23 protein-coding genes are annotated in these 26,024 nt (G+C 37.8%); 15 read left to right on the forward strand and 8 right to left on the reverse strand.

Annotated features, from left to right (window positions below; translation table 11 throughout):
* Positions 1 to 3: 3 nt before the first annotated feature.
* The 12 genes from ACTHN6_RS05620 (at position 4) to ACTHN6_RS05675 (ending at position 13,647) form a co-directional block, all read left to right on the forward strand.
* Positions 4 to 1,125: an endo-1,4-beta-xylanase gene (locus ACTHN6_RS05620; protein ID WP_440434745.1), complete on the forward strand. Its 1,122-nt coding sequence runs from the start codon at positions 4 to 6 to the stop codon at positions 1,123 to 1,125.
* A 23-nt stretch (positions 1,126 to 1,148) separates the two neighbouring features.
* Positions 1,149 to 2,627 (forward strand): MFS transporter, encoded by a 1,479-nt coding sequence (locus tag ACTHN6_RS05625; protein WP_440434746.1) that lies wholly within the window; start codon positions 1,149 to 1,151, stop codon positions 2,625 to 2,627.
* A 439-nt stretch (positions 2,628 to 3,066) separates the two neighbouring features.
* Entirely contained in the window at positions 3,067 to 4,119 is a 1,053-nt protein-coding gene (locus ACTHN6_RS05630) for a glycoside hydrolase family 43 protein (RefSeq protein ID WP_440434747.1), read from the forward strand.
* Positions 4,120 to 4,253: 134 nt separating this feature from the next.
* Positions 4,254 to 5,339, forward strand: coding sequence for an alpha/beta hydrolase-fold protein (locus ACTHN6_RS05635; protein WP_440434748.1), 1,086 nt, complete (start codon positions 4,254 to 4,256; stop codon positions 5,337 to 5,339).
* A gap of 132 nt (positions 5,340 to 5,471) precedes the next feature.
* Positions 5,472 to 7,397, forward strand: a complete 1,926-nt coding sequence (locus ACTHN6_RS05640; RefSeq protein ID WP_440434749.1) for a sialate O-acetylesterase — start codon at positions 5,472 to 5,474, stop codon at positions 7,395 to 7,397.
* 71 nt (positions 7,398 to 7,468) lie between these two features.
* A complete protein-coding gene (locus ACTHN6_RS05645) occupies positions 7,469 to 9,013 on the forward strand; it encodes an alpha/beta hydrolase family protein (RefSeq protein WP_440434750.1) in 1,545 nt (514 codons plus the stop codon).
* Between the two features lie 200 nt (positions 9,014 to 9,213).
* Positions 9,214 to 10,587, forward strand: coding sequence for a tRNA uridine-5-carboxymethylaminomethyl(34) synthesis GTPase MnmE (gene mnmE, locus ACTHN6_RS05650; protein ID WP_440434995.1), 1,374 nt, complete (start codon positions 9,214 to 9,216; stop codon positions 10,585 to 10,587).
* 357 nt (positions 10,588 to 10,944) lie between these two features.
* Positions 10,945 to 11,349, forward strand: a complete 405-nt coding sequence (locus ACTHN6_RS05655) for a helix-turn-helix domain-containing protein (protein WP_440434751.1) — start codon at positions 10,945 to 10,947, stop codon at positions 11,347 to 11,349.
* The gene (locus ACTHN6_RS05660) at positions 11,346 to 12,488 is read left to right on the forward strand and encodes a tyrosine-type recombinase/integrase (protein WP_440434752.1); all 1,143 of its coding nucleotides are present in this window, start codon (positions 11,346 to 11,348) and stop codon (positions 12,486 to 12,488) included. The genes ACTHN6_RS05655 and ACTHN6_RS05660 overlap by 4 nt, the downstream gene beginning before the upstream one ends.
* Positions 12,476 to 12,820 carry a helix-turn-helix domain-containing protein gene (locus ACTHN6_RS05665; RefSeq protein WP_440434753.1) on the forward strand — a complete coding sequence of 115 codons (345 nt, stop codon included), beginning with the start codon at positions 12,476 to 12,478 and terminating at the stop codon, positions 12,818 to 12,820. Before ACTHN6_RS05660 ends, ACTHN6_RS05665 begins: the two co-directional genes overlap by 13 nt.
* Before the next feature lie 138 nt (positions 12,821 to 12,958).
* Entirely contained in the window at positions 12,959 to 13,264 is a 306-nt protein-coding gene (locus tag ACTHN6_RS05670) for a type II toxin-antitoxin system HigB family toxin (RefSeq protein ID WP_440434754.1), read from the forward strand.
* Positions 13,265 to 13,269: 5 nt separating this feature from the next.
* On the forward strand, positions 13,270 to 13,647 hold the full coding sequence (locus tag ACTHN6_RS05675; protein ID WP_440434755.1) for a helix-turn-helix domain-containing protein: 378 nt from the start codon (positions 13,270 to 13,272) through the stop codon (positions 13,645 to 13,647).
* Positions 13,648 to 13,764: 117 nt separating this feature from the next.
* Here ACTHN6_RS05675 and ACTHN6_RS05680 read toward each other — a convergent pair whose 3' ends face one another.
* From ACTHN6_RS05680 to ACTHN6_RS05705, 6 genes are all read right to left on the reverse strand, one after another.
* Positions 13,765 to 16,467 (reverse strand): PIN domain-containing protein, encoded by a 2,703-nt coding sequence (locus ACTHN6_RS05680; protein WP_440434756.1) that lies wholly within the window; start codon positions 16,465 to 16,467, stop codon positions 13,765 to 13,767.
* 89 nt (positions 16,468 to 16,556) lie between these two features.
* Complete coding sequence (gene mobC, locus ACTHN6_RS05685) at positions 16,557 to 18,554, reverse strand: conjugal transfer protein MobC (RefSeq protein WP_440434757.1); 1,998 nt, start codon at positions 18,552 to 18,554, stop codon at positions 16,557 to 16,559.
* 17 nt (positions 18,555 to 18,571) lie between these two features.
* Positions 18,572 to 19,858 (reverse strand): relaxase/mobilization nuclease domain-containing protein, encoded by a 1,287-nt coding sequence (locus tag ACTHN6_RS05690; protein ID WP_440434758.1) that lies wholly within the window; start codon positions 19,856 to 19,858, stop codon positions 18,572 to 18,574.
* The gene (locus ACTHN6_RS05695) at positions 19,846 to 20,235 is read right to left on the reverse strand and encodes a plasmid mobilization protein (RefSeq protein WP_440434759.1); all 390 of its coding nucleotides are present in this window, start codon (positions 20,233 to 20,235) and stop codon (positions 19,846 to 19,848) included. Before ACTHN6_RS05695 ends, ACTHN6_RS05690 begins: the two co-directional genes overlap by 13 nt.
* Before the next feature lie 222 nt (positions 20,236 to 20,457).
* Positions 20,458 to 21,339: a toprim domain-containing protein gene (locus tag ACTHN6_RS05700; RefSeq protein ID WP_440434760.1), complete on the reverse strand. Its 882-nt coding sequence runs from the start codon at positions 21,337 to 21,339 to the stop codon at positions 20,458 to 20,460.
* A 170-nt stretch (positions 21,340 to 21,509) separates the two neighbouring features.
* A complete protein-coding gene (locus ACTHN6_RS05705; RefSeq protein ID WP_440434761.1) occupies positions 21,510 to 22,097 on the reverse strand; it encodes an RNA polymerase sigma-70 factor in 588 nt (195 codons plus the stop codon).
* Between the two features lie 177 nt (positions 22,098 to 22,274).
* Here ACTHN6_RS05705 and ACTHN6_RS05710 point away from each other — a divergent pair, with 177 nt between their 5' ends.
* The 3 genes from ACTHN6_RS05710 (at position 22,275) to ACTHN6_RS05720 (ending at position 23,595) form a co-directional block, all read left to right on the forward strand.
* Positions 22,275 to 22,556 carry a hypothetical protein gene (locus ACTHN6_RS05710; RefSeq protein ID WP_440434762.1) on the forward strand — a complete coding sequence of 94 codons (282 nt, stop codon included), beginning with the start codon at positions 22,275 to 22,277 and terminating at the stop codon, positions 22,554 to 22,556.
* A 6-nt stretch (positions 22,557 to 22,562) separates the two neighbouring features.
* Positions 22,563 to 22,928 carry a hypothetical protein gene (locus ACTHN6_RS05715; RefSeq protein WP_440434763.1) on the forward strand — a complete coding sequence of 122 codons (366 nt, stop codon included), beginning with the start codon at positions 22,563 to 22,565 and terminating at the stop codon, positions 22,926 to 22,928.
* Between the two features lie 238 nt (positions 22,929 to 23,166).
* The gene (locus ACTHN6_RS05720) at positions 23,167 to 23,595 is read left to right on the forward strand and encodes a hypothetical protein (protein WP_440434764.1); all 429 of its coding nucleotides are present in this window, start codon (positions 23,167 to 23,169) and stop codon (positions 23,593 to 23,595) included.
* Positions 23,596 to 23,950: 355 nt separating this feature from the next.
* On the opposite strand, the gene ACTHN6_RS05725 is transcribed toward ACTHN6_RS05720, so the two are convergent.
* The gene (locus tag ACTHN6_RS05725; protein WP_440434765.1) at positions 23,951 to 25,315 is read right to left on the reverse strand and encodes an aldehyde dehydrogenase family protein; all 1,365 of its coding nucleotides are present in this window, start codon (positions 25,313 to 25,315) and stop codon (positions 23,951 to 23,953) included.
* On the reverse strand, positions 25,290 to 26,018 hold the full coding sequence (locus ACTHN6_RS05730; protein WP_440434766.1) for a gamma-glutamyl-gamma-aminobutyrate hydrolase family protein: 729 nt from the start codon (positions 26,016 to 26,018) through the stop codon (positions 25,290 to 25,292). Before ACTHN6_RS05730 ends, ACTHN6_RS05725 begins: the two co-directional genes overlap by 26 nt.
* Positions 26,019 to 26,024: the final 6 nt, after the last annotated feature.

The raw sequence follows: 26,024 nt of genomic DNA on the forward strand, positions 1-26,024 counted from the left end.
CATATGGCAAAAAAACTTTCCCGCATTCGTTCCTTTGCAGTCTTGATGCTGGCTTGCGGCATCACTGCTAAAAATGTCTCGGCGCAGGCAACACCTTCCTTAAAAGAAGTTTTTAAAAACGATTTTCTTATCGGCACTGCCATGAATACGCCGCAGATAGAAGAAAAGGATGCCGCTGCAGATGCACTCATCAAACAACAATTTAATGCCGTAACGCCGGAGAATATTATGAAGGCTGAAATAATCCAGCCCGGCTGGGATAAATATAATTTTGACGAGGCCGATAAACTGGTGGCTTATGCACAAAAGAACAACATCAAAGTAAATGCACATACGCTGATATGGCATAGCCAGTTGCCTGCATTTATGCGACGTATACAAAGCGCAGATTCTGTAAAAAAGTATTTTGAAAATCACATTACAACGGTTGCCGGCCGCTACGATGGCAAAGTGTATTCCTGGGATGTGGTGAATGAAGCTTTGAATGAAGATGGCACTTTGCGCAAGTCTGTTTTTCTTGATAAGCTCGGCGACAATTATATTGTTGAAGCATTCCGCCTCGCCCAAAAAGCAGCGCCGCATACAAAGCTTTATTATAACGATTATAATATTGAACAACCGAAAAAAAGAGCAGGCGCTATTGCCATTATTAAAAAGATACAGGCTGCCGGTGTACGCATTGATGGTGTAGGCATACAAGGCCATTGGAAAGCCGGCAGTGTCCCTTTAAAAGATATTGAAGAAAGCATAAAAACTTTTAGTGCTTTAGGTATCGAAGTAATGTTCACAGAGCTCGATTTAACGGTATTGCCCAACCCCTGGGATAATACAACGGCTGAAGTAAGTGCTACTGCCAAGAGCAGCAAAGAGATGAACCCTTATGCGGCTGGCTTACCTGATTCTGCTCAGCAAACACTTACTCAATCCTATGCAGATTTATTCAGGCTTTTTAGGAAATATAAAAAGAATATTAGCCGTGTTACATTCTGGGGCGTTAACGATGGACAATCATGGCTCAATGGCTGGCCCATTCCCGGACGTACCAACTATCCCCTGTTATTCGACAGGGATTTCAAACCTAAACCCGCTTTTTTCAGTGTGATTACAACGGCAAAGGGCCAGTAAATTTTATCTTTTAAAACCTATATATGAGTGTGCAGGATTCAACAGCAGTAAAACAAACAACAAAGCCTCCGGGCAGTTCACAGAAATTATCTGTACTTGAAAAGATTGGCTATAGCCTCGGCGATTTGGCCGCCAATCTTGTGTTTCAAACATTAATGACTTATCTCGCCTATTTCTACACCGATATCTATGGCCTTGAGGCCAATCATGCATCGGTGTTGATATTAACCGTTGGCCTTATTGCGGCATTTGGGTTTAATCCAATTATTGGTGCGCTGGCCGACAGGACAAGCTCTCGCTGGGGTAAGTTCAGGCCATGGATTTTATTCACGGCTATACCGCTCGGTGTAATTGCCTTGCTTGCATTTAGTACGCCAGATTTTTCTTATAAAGGCAAAGTGATTTACGCGGTTGTTACTTACACTTTATTGTTGCTGCTGTATGCCGCCAATAACCTTCCTTACTCAGCATTAAGCGGTGTTATTACCGGAGATATGAAAGAGCGCAACAGCCTATCCTCCTACCGTTTTGTGGCGGTAATGTTTGCGCAGTTTTTCGTGCAGGTTTTTATGCTGGCGATTATTGTATCGGCAGGCAACGGCGATAAATCTGTGGGCATAGAAAAAGTAATGACGTGGCTGGCCATCATCGGCACCATTATGCTCCTTATCACATTCTTTACCACCAGGGAACGCATTGTACCAAAGCCCGAACAAAAATCAAGTTTAAAGGAAGACTTAAGCGATCTTTTTAAAAACAGGCCCTGGGTTATTATGCTTGTGCTTACAACTCTCGTGTTTATAACGCTTGCTATGAAGGGCGGCTCTTATGTCTATTATTTTAGAAATTATGTTGATAAGGAAAGCCTCACCAGTTTTGTAACCCCTATCATCCATTTCTTTTCAGGCATCGGCCTTAATGTTTTTGAAGATGACCCTGTTTCAGCAGGCTTTGGTTTATTCAACGCAGGCGGTATCATTTTCATGATTGTTGGCATCACCTTATCAAAAAGATTTGCCGACAAATATGGCAAGCGCGATGTATTTGGCATTTGCTTATTCATCTCCACTTTATTCATACTGGCATTTGTTTTTTATCCGCCAACATCAATAAAAATTATTTTTTTATCGCAAATTTTACATGGCTTTTTTTATGGCCTCACCATACCGTTGTTATGGGCCATGATAGCCGATGTGGCAGATTATAGTGAATGGAAAAACAACCGCCGTGCCACCGCCATTATTTTCTCAGCAATGATGGTGGGTTTAAAAGCCGGCCTCAGCATTGGCGGCGCTTTGGTAACATGGATCCTTGGTTTGTATAACTATGTTCCCAACAGCGATGTGCAAACACCTGCAGCCATTAACGGTGTAAAAATGCTGGTGAGCGTATATCCTTCTATACCTTTTTTGATTGGCGCAGGACTTTTGTTTTTCTATGTCATCAATAAAAAAATGGAAGTGCAGATTGAAAGCGATTTAAAACAAAAACGAAACAGTTAAAACAACAAGTTGTTTTTTGATAAAGATGATGATACCGGCAAATGAACAGGTGGCATCACGGTTGCGTCGCAACACTGCATCAGCAGGAACGCTGTTGAGCTGAAGGTTGCGGTTCAATGTTTCATAAGCAAAAGCTCTTTTACAAAATTTTATTGTTGTTGATTAAGCTGATTATTGATATTGGTCTGACGCTTAATGCGTCTGACCAGGTTGTACGTAAATAAAATGATCGCGACTAAGGTTTGAAGAATAACAGCCGAAGAAACAACAATACAAAAGCTAAATCAGGGCGTGTGCACGGATGTGTGTATTATCATCCATGCTTGACTTTCTTGTTAGTTTTTGTGTCAAGACAAAAAGTAAAAAAAACATATAAACAAACATTCTTAATTAATGAAAAAGCTTTCCTTTAAACAGGAAGTTAGAGGAGGAAAATATCATGCCTGAAGAAAGTATAACACATATCAATTTTGAAGAGCTTAACAGCAAAGCCGTTGCGCAACCTTTGATCAGCCACATTTATACTGCCGATCCGTCGGCACATGTATTCAACGGAAAAATTTATATATATCCATCACATGATGTGGATGCCGGCGAAGCCTTTGATGATCTCGGCAGCCATTTTGCCATGGAAGATTATCATGTCATTTCAATGGATTCACCAACCGGCGAGGCCAGGGATAATGGTGTTGCCTTGCATGTAAACGATGTGCCCTGGGCGGAGAAACAAATGTGGGCGCCCGATGCCAATGAAAAAGACGGTAAATACTATCTCTTCTTTCCCGCAAAAGATCATAAAGGCATATTCAAAATCGGTGTAGCGGTCAGCGATTCACCAACAGGCCCGTTCACACCGCAGCCGGAAGCGATCAAAGAAAGTTTTTCAATAGACCCTGCCGTATTCAAAGATGATGATGGCAATTATTATATGTATTTCGGCGGTATCTGGGGCGGACAATTGCAACGCTGGCGCAGCGGCAGTTTCAATGCGGCACAACCGGAAAGCCCGGTAGCACATTTGCCAAATGATAAAGAACCTGCTTTATGCGCAAAAGTGGCAAAGCTTACAGATGATTTATCAGCGTTTGCAGAAACACCGAAAGATGTTGTTATTGTTGATGAAAATGGCAACCCCTTATTGCAGGGCGATAATAGCCGCCGCTTCTTTGAAGCATCCTGGATGCATAAGTATAACGGCAAATATTATTTCTCTTATTCCACCGGCGATACACATTTTATCTGTTATGCCATTGGTGATAATCCTTACGGGCCGTTTACGTATGCAGGCAGGATTTTAGAACCTGTTGTAGGGTGGACATCGCATCACTCGATTGTTGAATTTAATGGTGAATGGTATTTGTTTTATCACGACAGCAGTTTAAGCAAAGGTGTAACGCATCTGCGCAGTATAAAAGTTACAAAAATCGAATACGATGAGAACGGGTTTATAAAAACAATAAAACCTTATGGAGATTTAAAGGCCCTGATATAAGCATAGAATGCAATGCTCTTCAAATGCCGTTAATGTGTATTTATATTCAATGCGCCGCATGCTATCCGCAATAATGATAATAATGATTGCATGTATTTTGCATTTCAGTTTCAATAAAAAATTGTAATTAAAATATGAAAAAGGTTTTCCTCGCATTAATAATCCTGCTGCCTGCTTCAACCCTGTTTAGTCAGTCAACTGAGGTAACTATTCCTGGTTCGCAAACAAAAAAGTTCACTTCAACAATTGTGAACGGGCAGGAATATGTTTTGCAGATTTCCCTGCCTTCAGGCTATGATAAGAGTGATAAGAAATACCCGGTTGTTTACCTCATGGATTCGCAGTGGGATTTTCCGTTGTTAACAGCATTATATGGCCAGCAATATTATGATGGTTTTTTGCCTGAGTTGATTATCGTTGGCATCACGTGGGGCGGCCATCACCCAAATCCTGACAGTTTACGTTCCAGGGATTACACGCCTACTAACGAAAAGCGTTTACCGCAAAGCGGTGGTGCTGACAAATTTTTATCTGTTATAAAAAAAGAAGTGTTCCCGCTTATTGAAAGCAATTACCGGGTGGATGTGAATGATAAAACATTGGTTGGTTGTTCGCTCGGCGGCCTGTTTACCATGTACACTTTGTTTACCCATCCGGATATGTTTAACCGTTATGTGGCAGCAAGCCCTGCATTTACCTGGGATAATAATGTACTGAATAAATATGAAGAGCAATACCACACAAATAAATCTAATCCCCCGGCAAAATTATTCATGTGTGTTGGTGGTGTTGAGACAAGTGTACCAGGCTTTGAAAAACTAACGTCATTTTTAAAGGATCGTCATTATTCAAACCTGCAAATTGAAAGCAGGGTGTTGGAAAACACGGGGCATTCCGGTACAAAAGGCGAAGGCTATGCAAGAGGGCTACAGTTTGTTTTTAAACGGCCTTCGCTGCAATTGTCATCAACCATACTGGGGCAATACACAGGTAGCTATAAAATGAATGATGGAACAATCATACAAGTAAAACCGGAAAATGGTTCGCTGTCTGCAACCGTTGGCAATAATACATTCAAATTACTGGCAGCATCTGAAACCGATTTTTATATGACTTCATTTTTTTTGAAAATACATTTTGCAAAAGATGATAAAGGCAATATTTCAGGCTTTCATTTGGACCAATATGGTTCAGGTGAGTTTGTGAAGAAAACTGAATAAGCGCCATACAGACTGGTTCAGTCTTTTAGACTGAACCAGTCTTCAACACTGCAATACAAATACCTTCAACATAAAAAATTAAACGAAGCCTGCTTATAAAATATGAGACAACTGAAAACTAAATACGCACGAATGAATAGAATAATTATGTTTTGTTTTTGCCTGTTTGCAAGCATTATTGTTAACGCACAAATAAAGCTTCCGCAACTGATAAGAGACAGCATGATACTGCAACGCGATGCCAAAATAAATATATGGGGATGGGCTTCAAAAGGTGAAAAGGTAAGTGTAAAGTTTAATGGTAAAACGTATAAAACAACTACTGGAAACGACGGTAAATGGGCGGTGCAAATGGTGCCGCAAACAGCCGGTGGCCCTTATACAATGGATATATCGGGTAAGAACAAAATTACCCTGCATGATATATTGATTGGTGATGTTTGGCTATGTGCAGGCCAGTCGAATATGGTACATCAAATGATATTGCATGGCATTCGGTATGCAAATGAAATTGCCCATGCAAATAATAGTGAAATAAGACAATTTTGGGTTCCGAACATCACCAATTTAGAGGCGCCTCAAAACGATCTGCCATCAGGTTCCTGGAAGTGGGCCAACCCAACAGATGTACAGCAGTTTTCGGCAGTGGCTTATTTCTTTGCCAAAGCTTTGTATAAAAAATACCATATTCCTATAGGCATCATCAATGCAAGCTGGGGCGGCGTTCCCATAGAATCCATGATGAGTGAAGATGCATTAAAGGATTTCCCAAACATTCTTACAACAGTTGAAAAAAATAAAGACACGGGCTATGTAAATGAAACCAACCGCAAGGCATTTGCTGCTATGCAAGCGATGCCAAAGCCTGAAGATAAAGACATGCATGAAAAATGGTATGAGCCATCCTATGTTCCGAAAGGATGGCGTACCATCGCTATTCCAGGCTATTGGGAAGACCAGGGCGTAAAAGATTTAGATGGCATTGTTTGGTACAGGAGAGAAATTGATGTACCCGCATCAATGATTAATACATCAGCGAAGGTTTTTTTGGGAAGGATTGTAGATGCAGATGAACTGTACATTAACGGAACAAAAGTTGGCAGCACCGGTTATATGTATCCGCAGCGCCGTTATGCAGTTCCGGATGGTGTTTTAAAAGCAGGCAAAAATTTATTTGTTGTCCGCGTTACCAACAACTTTGGCAAAGGCGGTTTTGTGCCTGATAAGCCTTACCAGTTAATAGCAGGCAATGATACGATTGATCTTACAGGTTACTGGCAATATAAGGTTGGTGCTGTTAATGTGCACCGTAAAAATGGCGCGTTTACGCCAGCTATTGCTTTGCAAAACCAACCAACAGCTTTGTATAATGCTATGATAGCGCCGTTGGTTAATTACACTATCAAAGGTTTTGTATGGTACCAGGGCGAAAGCAATACAGACAGGTTTGATGAATATGCAAAGCTGCAACCCGCTATGATCAACGACTGGCGCAGCAAATGGCAACAGGGTGACCTGCCGTTTTTGTTTGTACAGCTTCCCGGTTTTATGGATTATAATTATCAGCCATCCGAAAGTAATTGGGCGGCCTTCAGGGAGGCGCAGGCCAAATCGTTATCCGTTCCAAATACGGCCATGGCAGTTGCCATTGATTTGGGTGAATGGAATGATATTCATCCGGACAGGAAAAAAGAAGTTGGCGACAGGCTCGCTTTAGCCGCTGAAAAAATTGCGTATAGTGAGAACATAGTTTATTCAGGCCCAACTTATCAATCGCAAACTATAGAAGGCAATAAGATAATAATATCATTTACAAATACAGGAAGCGGTTTGGCGACAAGCGATGGCGAAGCGCCTGCTGAATTTGCTGTTGCCGGTGATGACAAAAAATTTGTTTGGGCAAATGCGAAGATTGAAGGCAATACAATTGTTGTATCAAGCGATGAAGTACCGGCGCCAAAGTATGTGCGTTATGCCTGGGCTGACGATCCTGTTAATCCCAATTTAATTAATAAAGAAGGGTTACCTGCAGCACCGTTTGAAAGCAATATTCCCTGAGTGGACAGGATAGTTAAACTGGTTCAGTCTTTAAGACTGAACCAGTCTGTAAAAACTAAAAAAATTCATCAATGAATAAACTTTTGCTTATCGCAGTTACAGCATCATTCTTATATGTTACTTCTGCTGCACAAGACACCACCATTAACGGCATTGCTTATCCAAAACCATCAAATTTCACATCGCAGCAAAACCAGGAAAATATGATGCAGCAACTGGGCATTACCCAATTAAGGCCGGGACCAAGCGGGAATGAAGCAGCGCCCAATCATGCCAACTATGATACAACACTGGCTGACCCCTGCCCGCAACTGCCGGATATCCTCACCATGAAAAATGGCACAAAAGTAACTACGCCTGAAATGTGGAAAGCCCGCCGTGCGGAGATTATGGAAGATTATGAACGTGAAGTGTATGGAAGGATTCCGAAACATGTTCCAGCGGTGAAATGGGAAGTGAAAGTAACTGACCGTGAATTTATATTTCCGGGCTTTATACCAGTTATTGCAAAGCAAATTGTTGGTCATGTAGATAACAGTTCTTACCCACTGGTGAATGTTGATATTAAAATGATGCTCGTAATTCCCATGAATGTCAAAGGCCCTGTGCCTGTGCTGATGATGTTCGGGCAGCCGTCTTTTCCGGCGCCTGCGCAACCATCGAATGATGATATGGAAATATTAAATGCAACCTTTAAAGAACTGATGATAAAAACCAATCCTGCTGTAAAAGCTATTTTTGATAAGTATCCTGCTTACACAGCCATCACAAAAACCAGCGTCAATTTTTTCGCACCACCACGTGTGGGAGATGCGCCGCCAACGGAACAATTGCTGGCGGCAGGCTGGGGTTATTGTACAATAGAACCCGGCAGCATACAGGCCGATAACGGCGATGGTTTAACCAACGGCATTATTGGTTTGGTGAATAAAGGGCAGCCACGTAAACCCGATGACTGGGGCACATTGCGGGCCTGGAGCTGGGGTGCAGCAAGAGCATTGGATTATCTTGAAACAGACAGTTTGGTGGATGCAAAAAAAGTGGGTATTGAAGGTGTATCAAGATATGGAAAAGCAGCATTGGTTACGTTAGCATTCGAGCCGCGTTTTGCAACAGCGTTAGTGGGTTCACCCGGAAAAGGAGGCGCTACTTTATTGCGGCGCAATTACGGCGAAGCCGTTGAAAGCCTTACCGGTGGAGAGTCTTACTGGATGGCTGGCAACTTTTTAAAGTATGGCACGGAAGCATCCAAATTTGGTAAGATGACCGGTTGTGATTTGCCAGTTGACGCGCATGGATTAATTGCCCTGTGTGCGCCGCGGCCTATGTTTTTGAGTTATGGTATCCCTGAAAAAGGTGATGCTAACTGGCTTGATCATCGCGGCAGTTATAAAGCCATTATTGCTGCCGGCGCTGCCTATAAATTGCTGGGCGCAAAAGACCTTGGCGTTTCCAATGATTATATGAAAGAATATATGCCGCCTGTTAATGTTGGCTTATTAAACGGACAGCTTGCCTGGCGCCAGCATGATGGCGGCCATACCGATGCGCCTAATTTTAAATATTTTATTCCGTGGGCTAATGAGATGTTGGGATATGAAAAGAAAGCACGGTAAATAAGGGTTTATATAATATTTATTAAGATGGCCCTGTTCATAAGTTTATAAGCTGTTTAACTCCCCGTTTCAGCCTAAACAAGTCAAACCCGGTAAACTTGTAAACTGCTTACAGGGTATAATATCCGGTGTTGCTCTCCGGCATATATTTATTTAACTGCAACTTTGCAGCTTACAAGTATATTTTATTTTTGGCAGCTATGTACATAAACGACTGGAATGATACCATTATAGCGATAGCAACACCGCAGGGCATTGGTGCAATTGGCGTTATTCGTTTAAGCGGTAATAAAGCGGTTGAAATTGTTGATGCATTATTCCCAAATAAAAATCTTGTTGAACAACCTTCACATACATTGCATGTTGGCCTGTTAAAAAATAAGGATGCTGTTATTGATGAAGTTGTTGTTTCATTATACAAAGCACCCCGCTCCTATACGGGTGAAAATGTAGTGGAAATTTCCTGCCATGGTTCAGCTTATATTCAGCAAAAAATACTCGATGCCTGCATAGAAAAAGGTGCAAGACTGGCAAAACCCGGCGAGTTTACACAACGTGCTTTTTTAAACGGCAAGCTTGATCTTGCACAGGCAGAAGCCGTAGCTGATTTAATTGCCAGCAACACAGAAGCCAGCAGGAAAACAGCCTTGCAAAATATGCGTGGCGGCTTCTCCGGCGTGCTTAAAAATTTAAGGGAACAGTTATTAAAATTTTCCGCTTTAATAGAACTGGAACTTGATTTTTCGCAGGAAGATGTGGAGTTTGCTGACCGCACACAATTCTATGCACTTATTTCAGAAGCAGAAATAATAACCGGTAATTTATTGCAGTCATTCAAGTTGGGAAATGTTATCAGGAATGGCGTGCAGGTAGCTATCATTGGAAAGCCTAATGCAGGCAAGTCCACATTGCTTAATACTTTATTGAATGAAAACCGCGCTATTGTAAGCGATATTGCCGGCACTACAAGAGATACGATTGAAGAAATCATCAATATTGAAGGGATTTTATTCAGGTTAATTGACACGGCAGGCATAAGAACAAGTGATAACGAAATTGAAACGATCGGCGTTGAAAAAAGTTTGGAAAAAATGCGCAACGCAGATATTGTTATTTACATGTTTGACTGTGCACATGAAACAAAAGAAAACCTGCTGCATGAACAGGAACAGCTTATATCAGCCAGTAAAAATTATCTGCTTATTGGCAACAAGCTTGATCTGATGAATGCTGATGACATCATTAAAAAATTTGATGGCCTTGATATTTTATTTATTTCAGCGAAAGAACATACACATGTCAACCTTTTAAAGAAACGGCTGGTTGAAGAAGTTATAACCGGAAGTATAGAAACGGAAAATGTGGTTGTAACAAATGCCCGGCATTATGACGCGCTGCAAAAAGTAAGTGAGGCTTTAACGGATATACGCAAAGGAATGAATGATAAACTTCCCGGTGATCTTATTGCTTTAGACATTCGCCGCTGCCTGCATTATCTCGGTGAAATAACAGGCCAGATAACAAATGAAGACCAGCTTGATTATATATTTAGTAAATTCTGTATCGGAAAATAGGCGGGCTACTTCAGTTGAATTTATTTTACTTCACTTTACTAAACTATTGTAAATCAATTTTTTACAAAAGTTAAATTTACTACATTTTACCCTTTTTTTATTGTCATCTGTGTCCTCATTTGTACCTTTTTCCAAAAAATCAGGGAGGTACAAAATTTAAAAATGAATGGCGAAATGATGGCAGTATCAGGCAGCTTCAGGCAGTGCCAGGCAGTTACTGGCAGCGCAACGGCGAAACAACCGGTGAAATAACCAGTAAAAACTCACCAAATAAACGGCGAGATACGGGCGAAATAACAGGGGAAATAACCGGCGAAATAACTGGAGCAGCTAATCTGGACAAAAAGTGTAGAATATATGAGCTCGAATATCCGCATCAAAAAGATCTGCCAGCACTGTAAGCAGCCATTCATTGCGCAAACAACAGTTACAAAATTCTGTTCACTCGTTTGCGCTCAACGCAATTATAAAAAGCGAAAAAGAGAAGAAAAAATTACGGAGTCCATTCTGTCTGTCAACGGGCAATCGCTGGAGCGTTATGCAATAGCATCGGTTGACAATCACGCAAGGCCAAACATAGACAGGTTGAACAAAGAATGGTTCAATATTCAGGACATCGCAACATTATTAGGCGTTGGTGAACGGACCCTATTCCGTTCTATAAAGGATAAGTCTTTTCCAAGATTGAAAATTGGAAAGAGATTACTGTTCAATAAACAATGTGTTATAGATTATCTCACCAGTAAAAGTGAAGGATTATGAGAGGAAAGATCAGAAAAAAATTACTGAAATCAGGGAAGTACAGTTTGTACATTGATTATTATCCGCCGGTGTGGAATCCGCAAAAACAGATTTATACACGAAGAGAATACTTAAATCTTCATCTATATGTCAAACCTGTAACATCATTGGAAAAGAAAGAGAACCTGCTTTATCAGGAGATCGCCGAAAAAATCTTTATTAAACGTATGAAGGCATTAATGCTCGATGCCAACGGGCTATTCAATAAAGATGTGCTTGATGCAGATTTTTTCACTTATGCTTTAAACTTTATCCGAAATAAGCAAAGGGAAAAAGTGGATACCGCCCATTACGAAACAGCCATCAAATATTTAAAGCGATGGATAGGCGAACATTTCAAGTTCAGGGATATTGATGATCGCCTTCTACAGAAATTTAAAGAGTATTTGCTTACGGCCCCCTCTCTTAAATCAAAGCACTTAAAGCTGGTGCAAAATTCGGCCGCTTCTTACTATGATAAGTTTTCACTTATAGTTCACCAGGCATTTTTAGACAGGTATCTTCCGGAAGATTATACTATCAGAGTTTCTCGTATCAATAATGTTGATACTTTTCGTGAAATTATTGACGATGACGAACTGCGGTTATTGCTTGAAAACCCGATTGATGACCCATTGGTTTTTAAGTCTTCCATATTTGCCTTGCTAACAGGCTGTAGATTTAGTGCCATTAAAATTTTAAGATGGGATGATTTTCATTATTCCAATATTTTGAAAGCATGGTATATCTATTTTATTGATCCGAAGCCAGAACGTTGTTTTAAACATTATATCAGCCTGGAAGCGGTAAACATACTTGGTGAAATGAAACAAGGCGATGAATTAGTCTTTTCTGGTCTTACATATTCCAGGACAAGGGCTAAGCTGAAAGAATGGTTTAATTCAGTTGGCTTAAAAGACAAAGCAAAGTTTCATAACTGGCGGCACAAATACGCTACCACGCTTATTGAGAATGGAGAAGATATATACATTGTCAGTAAAATGCTTAACCATAAGCATGTTAAGACTACTCAAATCTATGCGCAGGTGCCCGATGCTAACAGGGCAAAAGCGGCAAGTAAACCTTCTATCATTATAAAGCCTGATATATGCGAGAACTAAATATTGAACAACGATTAAATAAGATTGATGAAAATATAACAGCCATCAAACAAATGTTGAGAGATCTATTAAACAAGCATGCAGTTCAATCAACCTCAAATGATAAAGGAATAATGAGTGTAAAACAAGTAGCTCAATTCTTAAATCTTGACATTAACGTTATTTATGCCAAATGCGCGAAAGGCGGCATTCCTTATTTCAAGATAGGTAAACAATACCGCTTTAAGAAAGCGGAAATACTGGAATGGATTAAAGGGCAAAAAGAGGAACCGGAATTTTCAGTTGATGATTATGTGAACAGGTATATGCAAAAAAACATTCTAAAAGTATAAACATGGATATTTTGAAAATATAGGAACAGCGAAAATTAAAATAATAATAATAATAATAACAGGTAAGATAAAATATCTAAAATTTAGATATTTTATCTATAATTAAAATTTTTATTTAATTTTGAAATACTTTAAAAAATGGTAATTATCTCTAAAGCTACTATTCAGGCATTCATTCAAAAGCATCCGGATGGTGAGGGTGCTCTGGAGAGGTGGTATAATGATACAAAGGCTGCAAACTGGAAAGACTTTAGTGAGGTAAAGAAAACATTTAATACAACTGATAGTGTTGGCAATGACCGGTACATTTTTGATATTAAAGGGAATCAATACCGTTTGATTGCTCTGATCATTTTTAAAGTGAGAACAGTATTTATTCTTTTTATAGGATCTCATAAAGAATACGATAAAATTAAAGCGGATAAAATTACTTTTAAAAAGTAGCGAATATGAAACACGAAATTAATTCCAAGAAGGTCTATCATGAAACAATGCTCGCAATATATAAGCTAATGGATAAGGGTGAATCCAATTTGTCTGCAGCGGAGCTTAAAAAACTTGCAACAATGGCTACTGCTGCTGAAAAGTATGAAGATGAAGTATTGGGTCTGAAACCTAAAAAGAACCCCGAAAACATTATTGAGATAATAGAATTGAAAATGTTCGAAAACAAACTAACGCAAACAAAGCTCGCTACTGAAATTGGATTAGGACAATCGAAGGTTTCAGAAATTCTATCAGGAAAACGTAAACCCGATTTACCTTTTTTGAAAGGTGTACATAAAGTATTAAAAATTGATGCGAATTTTTTATTAGAGCATGCTTGATATTTAAAAGCTCTTGCCTCAATAATACAAATGAGAGCTAATTAGTTTATGAAGATGCAGAAAGTATTATATAGTCTTCATTTAAATCGCATTTAATTTAATTATGCATAAGTTATATCACCTAACATATTGAACATAATAACTTGCAAGTGTAGGCTGATTATTTACTTTTAAGAATTGCCTAACTGCATCTCGAACCTTTTTTATGGAAAACGCATTTTTTAGATAGTATTTTGTAGGATATTGTATAATCCATATTGAATCAAATTTATTATAATCAAATCCTTTCATGTCAGTAATCCAGTTATAATAATTGCTTAATTCCTTAAAATTATCTTTATAAATTTTTGGAAGCTTCGCACCTGTTTTGAAAATTAAATTCATAAGATTATTTACCTGGCGATAGTGAATCTCCCCTTCAAGATAATGAAGTGGATTGGTGGATTTATTTAGGGATTTAAATGGACTGATATATTGATTAAAAAACGGTTTATAGTCAATCAAATCTCCTAAAACGGATAAGTAATATAAATCCCTGTCAAATTTCTTTTTAAGTTTTTCATTTATCATTTGTGAAACTTCATTCTGGAATTTCTTTGACAAAAAAGGAAACAAATAAAAAATCATTTCGTTATGATATTTATTACATTTTTCGCATTTATTAAGAGTCAAATCGCATAGTTGTTTAAATTCTGATATTGTAAAATCAATCTTAAATCTGTAATTATTGATACCCAATAGTGCATGAAAGACATCATCATTGTGGAAATTGGGATTAGCAATAATAAACTTAATTAATGGTTGTAATATTTCCTTCTTAAGAATATGACCTTTGGAATGGATAAGTGAAGCTATATGATGAATTTGATTTGTTTCATGCTTGGGCAAGCTTTCAAGAAAAATGAAAATTTTGTCAGCACATTTCAATATAAAATCTTTATCGAAGTCAACTATGGAAATAAGTAATATTAAATTCCAAAAAATTTTATAAAAAAATGAATTCCCTTCATAATAACCAATGCTTGCTATGTATTCAACAGTTTCCTTATTGGTGTTAAGAAAATTCAGGGCAGTTTTCTCAAAGTTCTTTTCTTCACTTTGATATTGTATCTGCTTTTTAATATAGCGGTTAAAAAAACGAATCATTGTATCAGCATCGCTATAAAAAAGCAACCTCTCTAATATTAAATCATCTAAATGTTCAATTTTGGATGACTGATATTCATTTAAGGCAATGCTCAAAAATATTCCTTCCGTAAAATCTATGCAGATATTCTTAAAATCTAAATACCTGGTATATGCCAGCCCGTTGTGTTCAATGAACATCTCAAAGTTTAGAAAATCGTTTAGTAAGTTTTTAAGATTACTGTTTGAACTATAGCTATGCCTTAATTGAGATTGATAATGTTCTCTTATTTTTTCTACAACTTCTTTAATGGTTATTTTGTAATAACCAATAGAAGCACCATTATGAAAAAATAACGCGATTTCTTTATCCAATTTATCTCCGGTTAAAGCTGATAAAAAAGACTTTTCAAGATCAATTGCATTTATCTTATTTATCAGTGTTTTATCGCCATTCCGTGAAATTTGATACTCGGCAAATTGAGCAATCCATTTAAGTACTAAGAGAGTTCGGTAAGCAACACTATTATTATTTTCGACTATGGCATTCTGATATATGTTATGGAATATAATTAACGATTCGTCGAATCTTCCGATTTGAAATAATATGAAGGCTCTTTTTAGTTCATCCGGTTCGTTATAAATATTATTTAATAGATTGTCTATCGACAATCTTGAATATGTACAAACTGCACAAGAGCAATTACTATTAAATTCTTTGAGAATATCAATGGGTTTGTTATCAGCTACGTGTGAAATCGTAAAAACAAAATTTTCATTTAAAGCGGTTATAATGTATTGAAGCTTTTCTAAATTATTCTTGCTATTACTGAATTCTGAGCTTTTTTTAAATTTCATTTTCTTAATTTCTATATGACTAAGAAATTCAATTAATGATTTATTATTTGTGTATAAAGTAGATCCTGAATGGTAGGAATAATCATATCTCAAGTCACGAACCCGAAATGGCTCTATTTTGGAAAGCAAAAAAGTTGGTAAGAAATCTATTTTCGATTTGTATAAGCGAATTACAACGTATAAATGATCAAGAATATTTTTCGGTTTTTTCTTTGTAATAATTAATTGATATGCTCCTTCTTTTTCAGGCTGTTTTAATTTCAATTCTTCTTTAAGCTTATTAAAACATTTATATAAAGAAGTAAAATATAGAATTGTGATTTGGGGGTCTTCAAGTTCCGGGTGTAACACCTCATTTTTGTTTTCAGGAGAGCCAAAATCACCTGAATCTTTTGTTATAAAAACAAAGGATGAAATTTGATTTTTCTTTAAATAATCAATAGTAGAAAAAAAGATTAAAGCATCATTTATAGTTCTTGTTTTTGCTCCATGAAATGGAGCTTTATGCGCAACAGCTCTATCCATTGTGGCTGCCTTCACTTTTTGTGAAGTCTTAATATTTATGCAATCTGAGAAAAGATCATCTATAAATTTAACTCTATCCGACGCTTTTCTGGTAACATCACTTTTAGTTATAACTGCAGCAGTGTTCAGCGCATTTGAAATAAACTCCAGCGTTTTTTGTTTTTTTTCATTCCATTCCGTACGAAGTATATCCGGCACTAATATCTTAATTACTCCCTCCTCAGCAAGCATATTTATTTGCTCTATGAAATAATCGTCCTTCCCGTCTTTTATATAGTCTATTAATATATTTGTATCTAAAAGAAAATACATAGTCAAGTTGAATTTATTTATTTGGTATAATTTTCAATAGCTCTCTTTTATAAAATGTGCCAAACACGAATATACTAAAATAATTAGCATCAATTTTTTCTCTCTTTTACCACCAATCCCGCTTTCCCCGGATCATTCAGCACCTCCTCCATCACTGCATCCACAATATCCTGAACATCCTGCTTAATGATTTGTTGAATAGTATTTATCTCTTTCTGATCAATCTTCCGAATGATTGACAAAGGCAAATAGTTTTGGTTTTCCTTGCTAATCGCGGCATGATCATTCACTACCATTGCATGAAAAGTTTTTAGCTCAATCAATTCATCCGGGTTGTCTGCTACAAGTCCCACAAATTCGCCGGATGATAAACTGGAAATTGTGCTGGCCGGTACAGCTACTTCCAGTTGCTTTGATCTTGATATTGAAGTATCGCCGCTATTAACGGATATACTCTCCCGCTCCTGAAAGGTCTTTGCAAAGCGATCACTTAACAACTTGGCAGTTTCACCACTTACTTGTCCGGAAATGATATTGCCGGTGATATTAAATATTACTTCAGCTTCTTCTTTTGAATACATCAGTTTTAACTGGCTGTAATCCTGTACCGCAATAACCGTGATAATATTATTTGACCTACCGGTAGCAATTGTTTTCATTACACTGGTGGCGCGTATGGAAGCAAATTCATCACAGACCTGTGCGCAGGGATATCGGCCTGGCTGGTTGATGATTTTATTTAACCTGTCCACATATAAAGACATGAGCGGTGCAAGCGCTTCCTGGCTTTGCGGATCATTACCGAGGCAAAAGATTTTAGGCGCTTTAGGATTATTGATGTCTAATGAAAAATCATCACCTGAAAGAATGTAATAAAACTCCGGCGATGAAATCCTGCCCAATGGTATCTTAACAGACACTACCTGGTTGCCCAGTGTTTCCATATCATCATCTTTATAAAGCTGGATGAATGGGTTTATTAAAGTTGAAATTTCTGTTTCTGTATTCAGCACTGTAAATAACTTTTCGTATTCAACATGAAGAAGCTCGATAGCATGTGGTAAAGTGCAATACATGCCATCACGGTATTTACGCAAAAACCAAATCACAGCCGCCAATAAATTGATAGGCGATTCAATAAAAAAATCTCCCTGCTTGTTTACCCATGTTCTGTTCATGCTTAATAACAATGATCTGCTGGATTCAATGGCGCTGGTCAAGTTTAATAATGTTGCCGGATGAATAGGGTTACATTGATGTGAAAGTTCTGGTTTGGTGAAGTTGATAGAATAATATGCAGTGCCTCTGGGATATTTATTTCTGTGTTTTAGAAAACAATTATAGGTAAGCGTGCTTAGCTCAGGAAACTTGTGGTCAAATACAAATAACGCCATCCCCCTTTCAATGATCTGTCGGATAAAATTCTCAACAACAAAATAACTTTTACCACTGCCAGGAGAACCCATAATGAGTATGCCCCTGCGTGCATTCACAAAGTTGATCCAACTGTTCCGTGTTTGCGACTTCAGCTTATATCTTGCGGGCAGATTAAGAGAATAAGCATTGGTGACTAATCTTTCTTCCTGCGGAAAAGTTTCATTGCCTTTGTTAAAAACATCCGATTTGAGTTTGCGCTTAATGATGCGTGTAAGCAATCCACCTCCTGTTAATATAAGAATGAAACCGGTGCCTGTAATGCTGATATAAGCGGCTGCCAAAGCAGTAGCGGATAAACTATTAATGTATAAAATAAAGCCGCTTGTTAAGTATAAAAATAGTCCTGTAATAAGATAAGCAAAAGCGGTACGGTAATTCAGCTTTTCACTTTTTCTTCCCTTCACTCCCAATACCGATAATAACAAAAAGGCAAGCGCAATTAATTTGGATTTCATAAACCCATTTAATAATCCTGTATGGCTGATGTCTTTTAATACCTGGTCGGAAATTTTGCTTGTTAATTGCCATGCTTCAAAAGCAACGTAACAATAATAATAGCAGTGTATCAATAACACCGCTATGGCAATCATCCGGGTCATATCTATGACTTTCTTTAACCCCTGTTCATTCTCTCCAGTATGCATAGTCATAACTATTTTGTTTTATTTTAATAGTGTAATTTTTTCCTTCTTTTTCTGCGGAGTTCATCGTTTCTCAATTCAGCGGCCAGCGGGCCTTCCTGCTCGGTTTGAGTAAGCTCTTTAAACACTTCTTTTATTCCTGTCATCTTCAAAGCGGCGCCGGCTTCTTCTGCGGTTGTTGGTGCAGATTGTTTTTGTTCATTTGCCTGTTTCAGTGCAGGTTGCTGCACAAGCTTTTGTTCATCGTATTTTATCTCTTGCTGCCGGCAACGTTCCTGGATCTGATTAGCGCTGTAAGGCTTACCCAAATCGCTGCCATTGAGTACACATTTGGTTTGATGATCTATGTATGTCAAACCATAAATAATACCCTTATCATTTTGACGAAGCACTAACTGTATGCGTTCTTTTTGTAAAGCAGTCATGAGGCCTTGCAATGATTGTTTCGGTTGTTTGGCAAAAGAAAAGTCAATCGCATTTTTAACCCGTAGTTTATATCTCTGCTTTTCTGTCTGGTTTTGCAGAAATTTTTGCTGCAGAAATTTCAAAGTAGGCTTGTTATAAATCTGGCTGGCTTTGATAGGTATGCCGATCTTTTCTCCTTTATCATTTAATATGCGATACATCAAACCTTTACTGTTATACAATCGTGAACCTTCCTTGCCTCTGTCAGCAACGATGTTGTATTGTTTTAATACAGCATTTAATTCGGGAAGTGAAGCATATTTATAAGTTGGTAAAACAGCGTCCAATACATTCGTGATAGCCCGGCGCGTATCTGATTTACCATACTGTACTTTTTGAACGTTTACAGGTTTGATTTCGTAAGCCTGTTTTAAATGATGCGCCTCTGCCTGCACCAGCTTAAATTCTTTTTCAATTTCTTTCCTTGCTTTTTCTGATTGGTTGCGGCCGATGTTCTGCATCCTGATCCGCTTTCCGTCCCGCTGAATATTCGTAGTTACGAGATGCACATGGGGATGCCCCGCATCACGATGCTGATAAACCAAATAGGGTTGGTTACCGAAACCAATTCTTTGCATGTAAGCGTCTGCAATTTTTTGTAGTGTTTCTTTATCCAGCTTTTCGGAAGGATCAAAATTTAAGGAGATATGAACAGCATTTAACTTGGTTCTTTCGTTTAATGAAATAATCTTTTCGAGCGTCCTGATTTTATCAGTAAATCCTAACTGTTCTGTATCCTTTCCATAATTCTTTGAATAGATCAGTTGGGCAACATTTTGTTTCAACTTATTCTCATTGTATTGTAATACATTTCTGATGCTGGCGGATGACTTGATTACTGCAACCATTGTTCGTTGATTTGATTGATTTTTGATTTGATTTCATCTACTTTTTTCAGCAGGATTTGTTTGCTTGATTCATTCAGCAACAACCATGTTTTTATGTCTTGAAAATGCTGTAAACTGTGCAGCCTTTTTACTACCTGGTTGTAGTTGTTTCCGATAGCATTAAGCTCATTGCGCAAGGCTATCATCTCTGCCATAAAGTCGTCCAGCGATTGATTGCGAGTATAAATTGCAATGGGTTTGTCCAATAATTTTTTACGTACGTAGTCGCTCAATTTTCTGCAGGTGGAGTGGGAAAATTTGTGGTTAATCTTTTCCAATTCTTTTGGTGTAAGCCTTACCTGTAAGAGCTTAGACCTGCTTATTTTTTCTTTCGTCATCACATTTCTTTTACCTCGTTAATAAATAAACACTGTTCAAAATCTCTCAAATAACCGCCACCGACTTCGGAGGAAATGGCAGTAAAATTTCCGTTGTATTACAACGGGACATTTTACCGGTAGCAGCGAAGCAGGCTGCCTCAACCGCCGGTACTTTCTTATATACTATTATCAGGTTATTTCAAAGATTGTTTTTGGAGCGTTCTGCTATCCAAAGAAGATTTAAAGTTTTTGTTTGATCTGCTGTTTTTGCGATAGCCCGATATGCACTAACCAATCATTCAGGTCATCATATCGCTGGTATAAATGGCGTTCATCCCGAAATTTTTCTTTATTCAAATCCAATGCTTTTTGTGTAAACTTTTGTCCTGTTCTATCGTTGTCTAAAAACAAATGAACGCAGGTATGCTCCTGCATTTTCGGCAGGTTCTTTTCAAAGAAAGAAGTAGAATTTAAGACCAGGTAATTGCGCAAAGGCTCCTGCTGGTTGTAATACATATTCTTGTAAGAAAGGAAATTGAAAAAGCCTTCAAAGACGGCTAATTCCTTCGTCCCGTTATCAATAAACGTACTGTCTTTTGGAGAACTGCTTCCTTTAAAAGAAGCATTACGCAATTCATAGCCCCCTGCATCATTTTTAAAGCCTAAAGCATAGTAAGTTTTATCGCCGATTTGATAACGAACTTCTTTTAAATATTGCTCTGCAACAGGAAGTGCAATTCTTCTTTCATGCAGGTATTTTAACAGTGGATAAGAACCAATGGAATGGGTGGAAAGAATGCTGATTGTACTGCCTTCATTATCCGGGTTCGATTGTCCCGTTGTTTGATGTTTCAATGCAATAACCGGGCTATCCAGCTTCTGCAAGAAATCACTAACGCTGCAACGGTGAAATAAAATACCAAAGTCAACCAAGTTGCCTCCTTTGCCTTCGGCAAAATCATACCAACGATTCATTTTTCGGTTTACTTTAAAGGAAGGCGTTTTTTCATCATGTAAAGGAGAATGATACCAATAGCTATGGCCGGAGATTTTTGTTGGCTGAAAGCCCAGCCCGGACAGGTAATCTACCATGTCCATTTGTTTTGCCTGTTCAATTGTCATAACACACATTTTCCTGTTCACAATTCAAATGACAGTATCGAAAGTATGTATGACAATACAAATAAAAATGACCCCTTCAATTTTTGAAGAAGTGAATGGTATTATCGCTAAATTTAATTGTTAGGTGCAACGCTTATACTTGCATGGGAATAGTAGTCTTTAGAATAGTTTTATTGTCCTAAATTTTGAAGCAGGAACATAAGCAACAATCCAATATGAGGAGGCAACTTCTGTTTTAAAATTTTAATAGCTCTTGTTTTTTGCATTCGTACCGCATCTGGCGTTGTATTCATTTCAGCAGCAATTTCTTTGTATTTCTTTCCTTCAAAATAATATTTTTTCAGGATGGTCTTCATTGTTTCGGGCAGTTCTTCAATCTGGTCAAATATCTGGCGCATCATTTCTGCAAAAACAAGTTCATCAAAGTGTTCAAATTCTTCTTCACTCTTTAGCAGGATAGATTTAGTTTTAGTTATGGTCTTCTGTTTTCTTGTATAATCAATACAACGATTACGAACCATTGTATAAAGAAATGATTTAACGATATCCACTTTTTCATTAACAATATCATTACTCCAAAATTTTATAAAACAATCTTGTACTATATCTTTTGCATCTTCATCGTTATGGATGATTGAATTTGCAAAAAAACATAAAGCAACATAGTATTGTCTAAAGAAATAATCAAAATTTTGTTCTACACCAATATTTAGGACATTGTCTTTTTTTGCAGACGGTATAGAATTATCAGAATTCATCAGATAAAGTTAAACTTTTGAAATTATTTTTTGCGGATGACATCATTGCATTGAATAAAATTCTTATCAACTTCCGACCACCCCTTCAATTTTTGAACAGGTAAAATCCTCGTTGAAACTTATTGCATAATAGCTTTACAGTATGAACAAGATTCATGAAATTAAAAATTCTATTGTATGTTATCAGCAAAAGATGTAAGCATTATTTATGAGACGCTCTTAACGTCTCCGGGCATGAATGACACAGTGAAAATAGATTTGCGTATGCCGCGTAAAAATGCACTGTTACTAACCAGGGTTATAGAATTGGGATTATCGGCAAAAGACAGCGAAGGCGGTTTGTTGCAAACAGCAGGTAAAGATACCATAACAGAACTCAATAACCTTACCGGCGACGTTCTGCAAAAAGCAGGGCTAACGGAAATGTACAGCAAGCTCAACGCACTGCAATCAAAGTAAACCTGTATGGAATACACAGTATCGTCATTTAAAACAGCTATCCGCAAAGGCTTTGAGCCGCGATTATATACTTATGATACATCGCAAATACCATTAGGTGAATTTGACGTGATACTGGATTTTAAAACATGGTCAAAACGCATCATAGCCATCAACTGTTATCTTACAAAGATTGCCACCAAAGAAAAATTTGTGGTAACGGTATATTGCAACAACCACACAGGGAAATATAATATAACAGGCTCGGACGTGAATTTTGCCGATTGTGCAGTTAACGCTTCTTATCATATCTGTATTCAAAAGAATAATAAAGACAAAGTATTTATCAGCAGCGTTCAACTTATACAGCATATTAACCAAATCACCCGGTGAAAAGTTTCATTTTATCTGTTAAACGTTTTCATCAATAGTAAGCTTAGCGTATAACTTTGCACATATTTTTTTGCGTGTGATTAAAGTGTACAACATACTCCTTTTTTAGAATATCTTCATATTGCCAGCACTAGTGAAACAGTCAGGTTATACATTACGATGAACATCCTAAAATGCGGCTTAAATCCAACCCGGTTGAAATAGATTTTTACCTGCTGGCATTGAAAGATAAATTGAAGTGCAGTCGCCAATCGAAGAAATATCTGACGCTTATTTATTTCTTGATAAGCCCGGTAATATAATTCAATGGGATTTGAATGCGCCTTTTGCGGGATATGCTATTTTGATTGATGCAAAATTGTTGAGCAAGGCTGTAAAAGATATTTCGTTTGCCAATTACGACAGGCAGGAAGCATTATTTTTAACCGGGGAAGAAAAAGAAACGCTGTACGATTTATTTAAAAAAGCATTCATTGAATTTCAAAAAAGGAATTGCTCAAAAGAAGTGTTTATTTCTTACGCATCGCTAATTCTTTCTTATTCGCAGATTCATTATGAACGCCAGTTTGAATCGAGAAGTAAAATTTATACCAAACTAGTTGCAGATTTTTATAAACAACTGGATGCGCATCTTCATGAAACAGTAGCACTAAGCTTTCGAGGATAAACCTGCTAAATCTGTATATAATTTCAACCGTCATCAGCAATGAAGGCAACAAAATTTCTTCGTTCATTAAATACACGATGCCAATTTAAGTATATGCGCCATCAATACGCTCAGTTAGGTATTTTGCCTGTGCAATAATAGCTGATTGTTCATCCGGTTCGATTAACTGAAATTTATTTAATGTCATAACCTGTTTTTCTAAAATTTTGACTTACGGAGTAAAGTATGCGATAAAACTAAATACCGCTTTTTTTGGACAAAAGCAATTACTGCATTACTACTTTTGCCATTTCTTTTGAGGTAAACGGTTTTTTTCCTGTATAGGAATCTTTTTTTATATTTCTTCTTATAAATTTTAACTCCTTAAATGATAGGCCTTTGGTTTGGTAAAAGTTCGCAGGCCGGCATGAGACAAAGTAGTGCCAAAACCCGAGTGTTTTCTGCCACTCCAGGGCAAGGCTGCACTTACCCGGTCGCAGCAGTTCCAATAACCGGTTCCTACATTAAGTTGTTTAAGTATATTTTCGGCTCTGGGTTGGTTACTAGTATAAACTGAGGCAGTTAAACCGTATTCTGTATCCTGCATCAATTGTATTGCCTCTTCATCATTATTTACTTTCATAATGCCAATAACAGGCCCGAACGATTCCTCTTTCATCACCGTCATTGTATGGCTTACATTGGTTAAAACTGTTGGTTCAAAATAATAACCTTTATGATTAAGACGATGACCGCCGGTTACGAGGGTAGCTCCTTTTTGCAGTGCATCAGTTACTTGTTGTTCCAAAAAATCCAGTTGTGCTTCCTGGCTTAACGGGCCAATATATACGCCTTCTTCTGTAGGTAGGCCTATCTTCCACGATTGCATTTCTTTAATAAAAGCATCTATATATTCATCATAAATATTTTTGTGTACATAAATACGTTCTACCGCACAACAACTTTGCCCATTGTTATAAAAAGCACCATCGGCCGTACCGGCCGCAACCGCTTTTATATTGGCAATATCATCGGCCACATATAAAGGGTCTTTGCCGCCTAATTCACATTGACAGGGCACCATTTTCGGCGCTACTTTTTCATAAATATATTTTCCGGTTTTGTAAGAGCCGGTAAAAAAGTATCCGTCAAATGGAAGTTCTAATAACAACTTCCCTACTTCCCGTGCACCTATGGCAATATGAAAAATATGCTGCGGCACTCCGGCTTTTCTCAATAATTTTTCTATTTCCAATCCCGTTAAAGCAGCATATTCTGAAGGCTTGTATAACACTGCATTCCCGGCTAACAGTGCCGGTACAAATACATTCACGCCTACCAAATACGGATAATTCCATGCAGAAATATTACACACCACACCTAAGGGTTCATACACTATTTTTTCTCTCAGGCCTGCATCGGCAAACATGGTTTCATCGGCTAAATATTTTTCGGCGTTTTCAACCAGCCATTTAATGCGGGTACAAGCACCATTAATTTCATTGCGGGATTGCTGCAAGGGTTTGCCCACTTCTGAAGTGAGAATAGTGGCTAAGTGCTCTTTATTTTTTTCTAACAGCCCGGCAAACTGCTGCAATATAGCTGCTCTTTCTGCTAACGAAACTTGTTGCCATGCTGGCTGTGCTGCTTGTAATTGATGGAATTTTTGTTCTACAGATTGCCGGTTATCTTCCGGTATTTCGATAATTACTTCTTCAGTGGCAGGGTTTATAATTTTCATTGATTTTTTTTGATTGATTAATGACTTCAATAAATACGTTTCTAATGTTTTTGGATAACGGGGAATCTTCCAGCCCCAATTGAAACATACGTTCCGGATGCCATTGAATACCCAGCAGGAATGATTTATCAGAGGCTTCAGCCCATTCGAGTCCTTCAATCGTACCATCATCTGCCATACAATTTATCTTTAGTCCTTCGCCTAACTTTTTTATAGCCTGATGATGTGCACTGTTTACTACACCTCTTTCCTTATGAATTATTTTGTGTAATAGCGTTCCGGCTTCAATGGTTAGCCCATGTGCTTTATCTTTTTCTTCCGCTTTATGAATTTTATTCAAATCATTTCCCAAATCCTGCCGCAGGCTTCCTCCAAAAAAACAATTGATTAATTGCAGGCCACGACATATACCCAATATTGGCTTATGGCTTTTGAGTGCGGATTGAAAAATAGCTAATTCGATTTGATCGCGTTCTTTGTTAAATGTTTCAGGAGCATTCGCATAAACTGAGTGATGATTATAAACCCCCGGATGAACATCTACCCCACCGGATAATATCAGCGCATCACAGTGCTTTAATTCGTGTAAATTGTTATCATCAGCTGAGATTTTTATAACAGTTATGTTTTCATTCCCCTGCAACCAACGTACATAGTTATTATGTTTTTCATCCGAACCGGTATAGGTTAATGCAATTTTCATATAGGC

The organism is Parafilimonas sp. (genome assembly GCF_051953455.1).
Lineage (GTDB): Bacteria > Bacteroidota > Bacteroidia > Chitinophagales > Chitinophagaceae > Parafilimonas.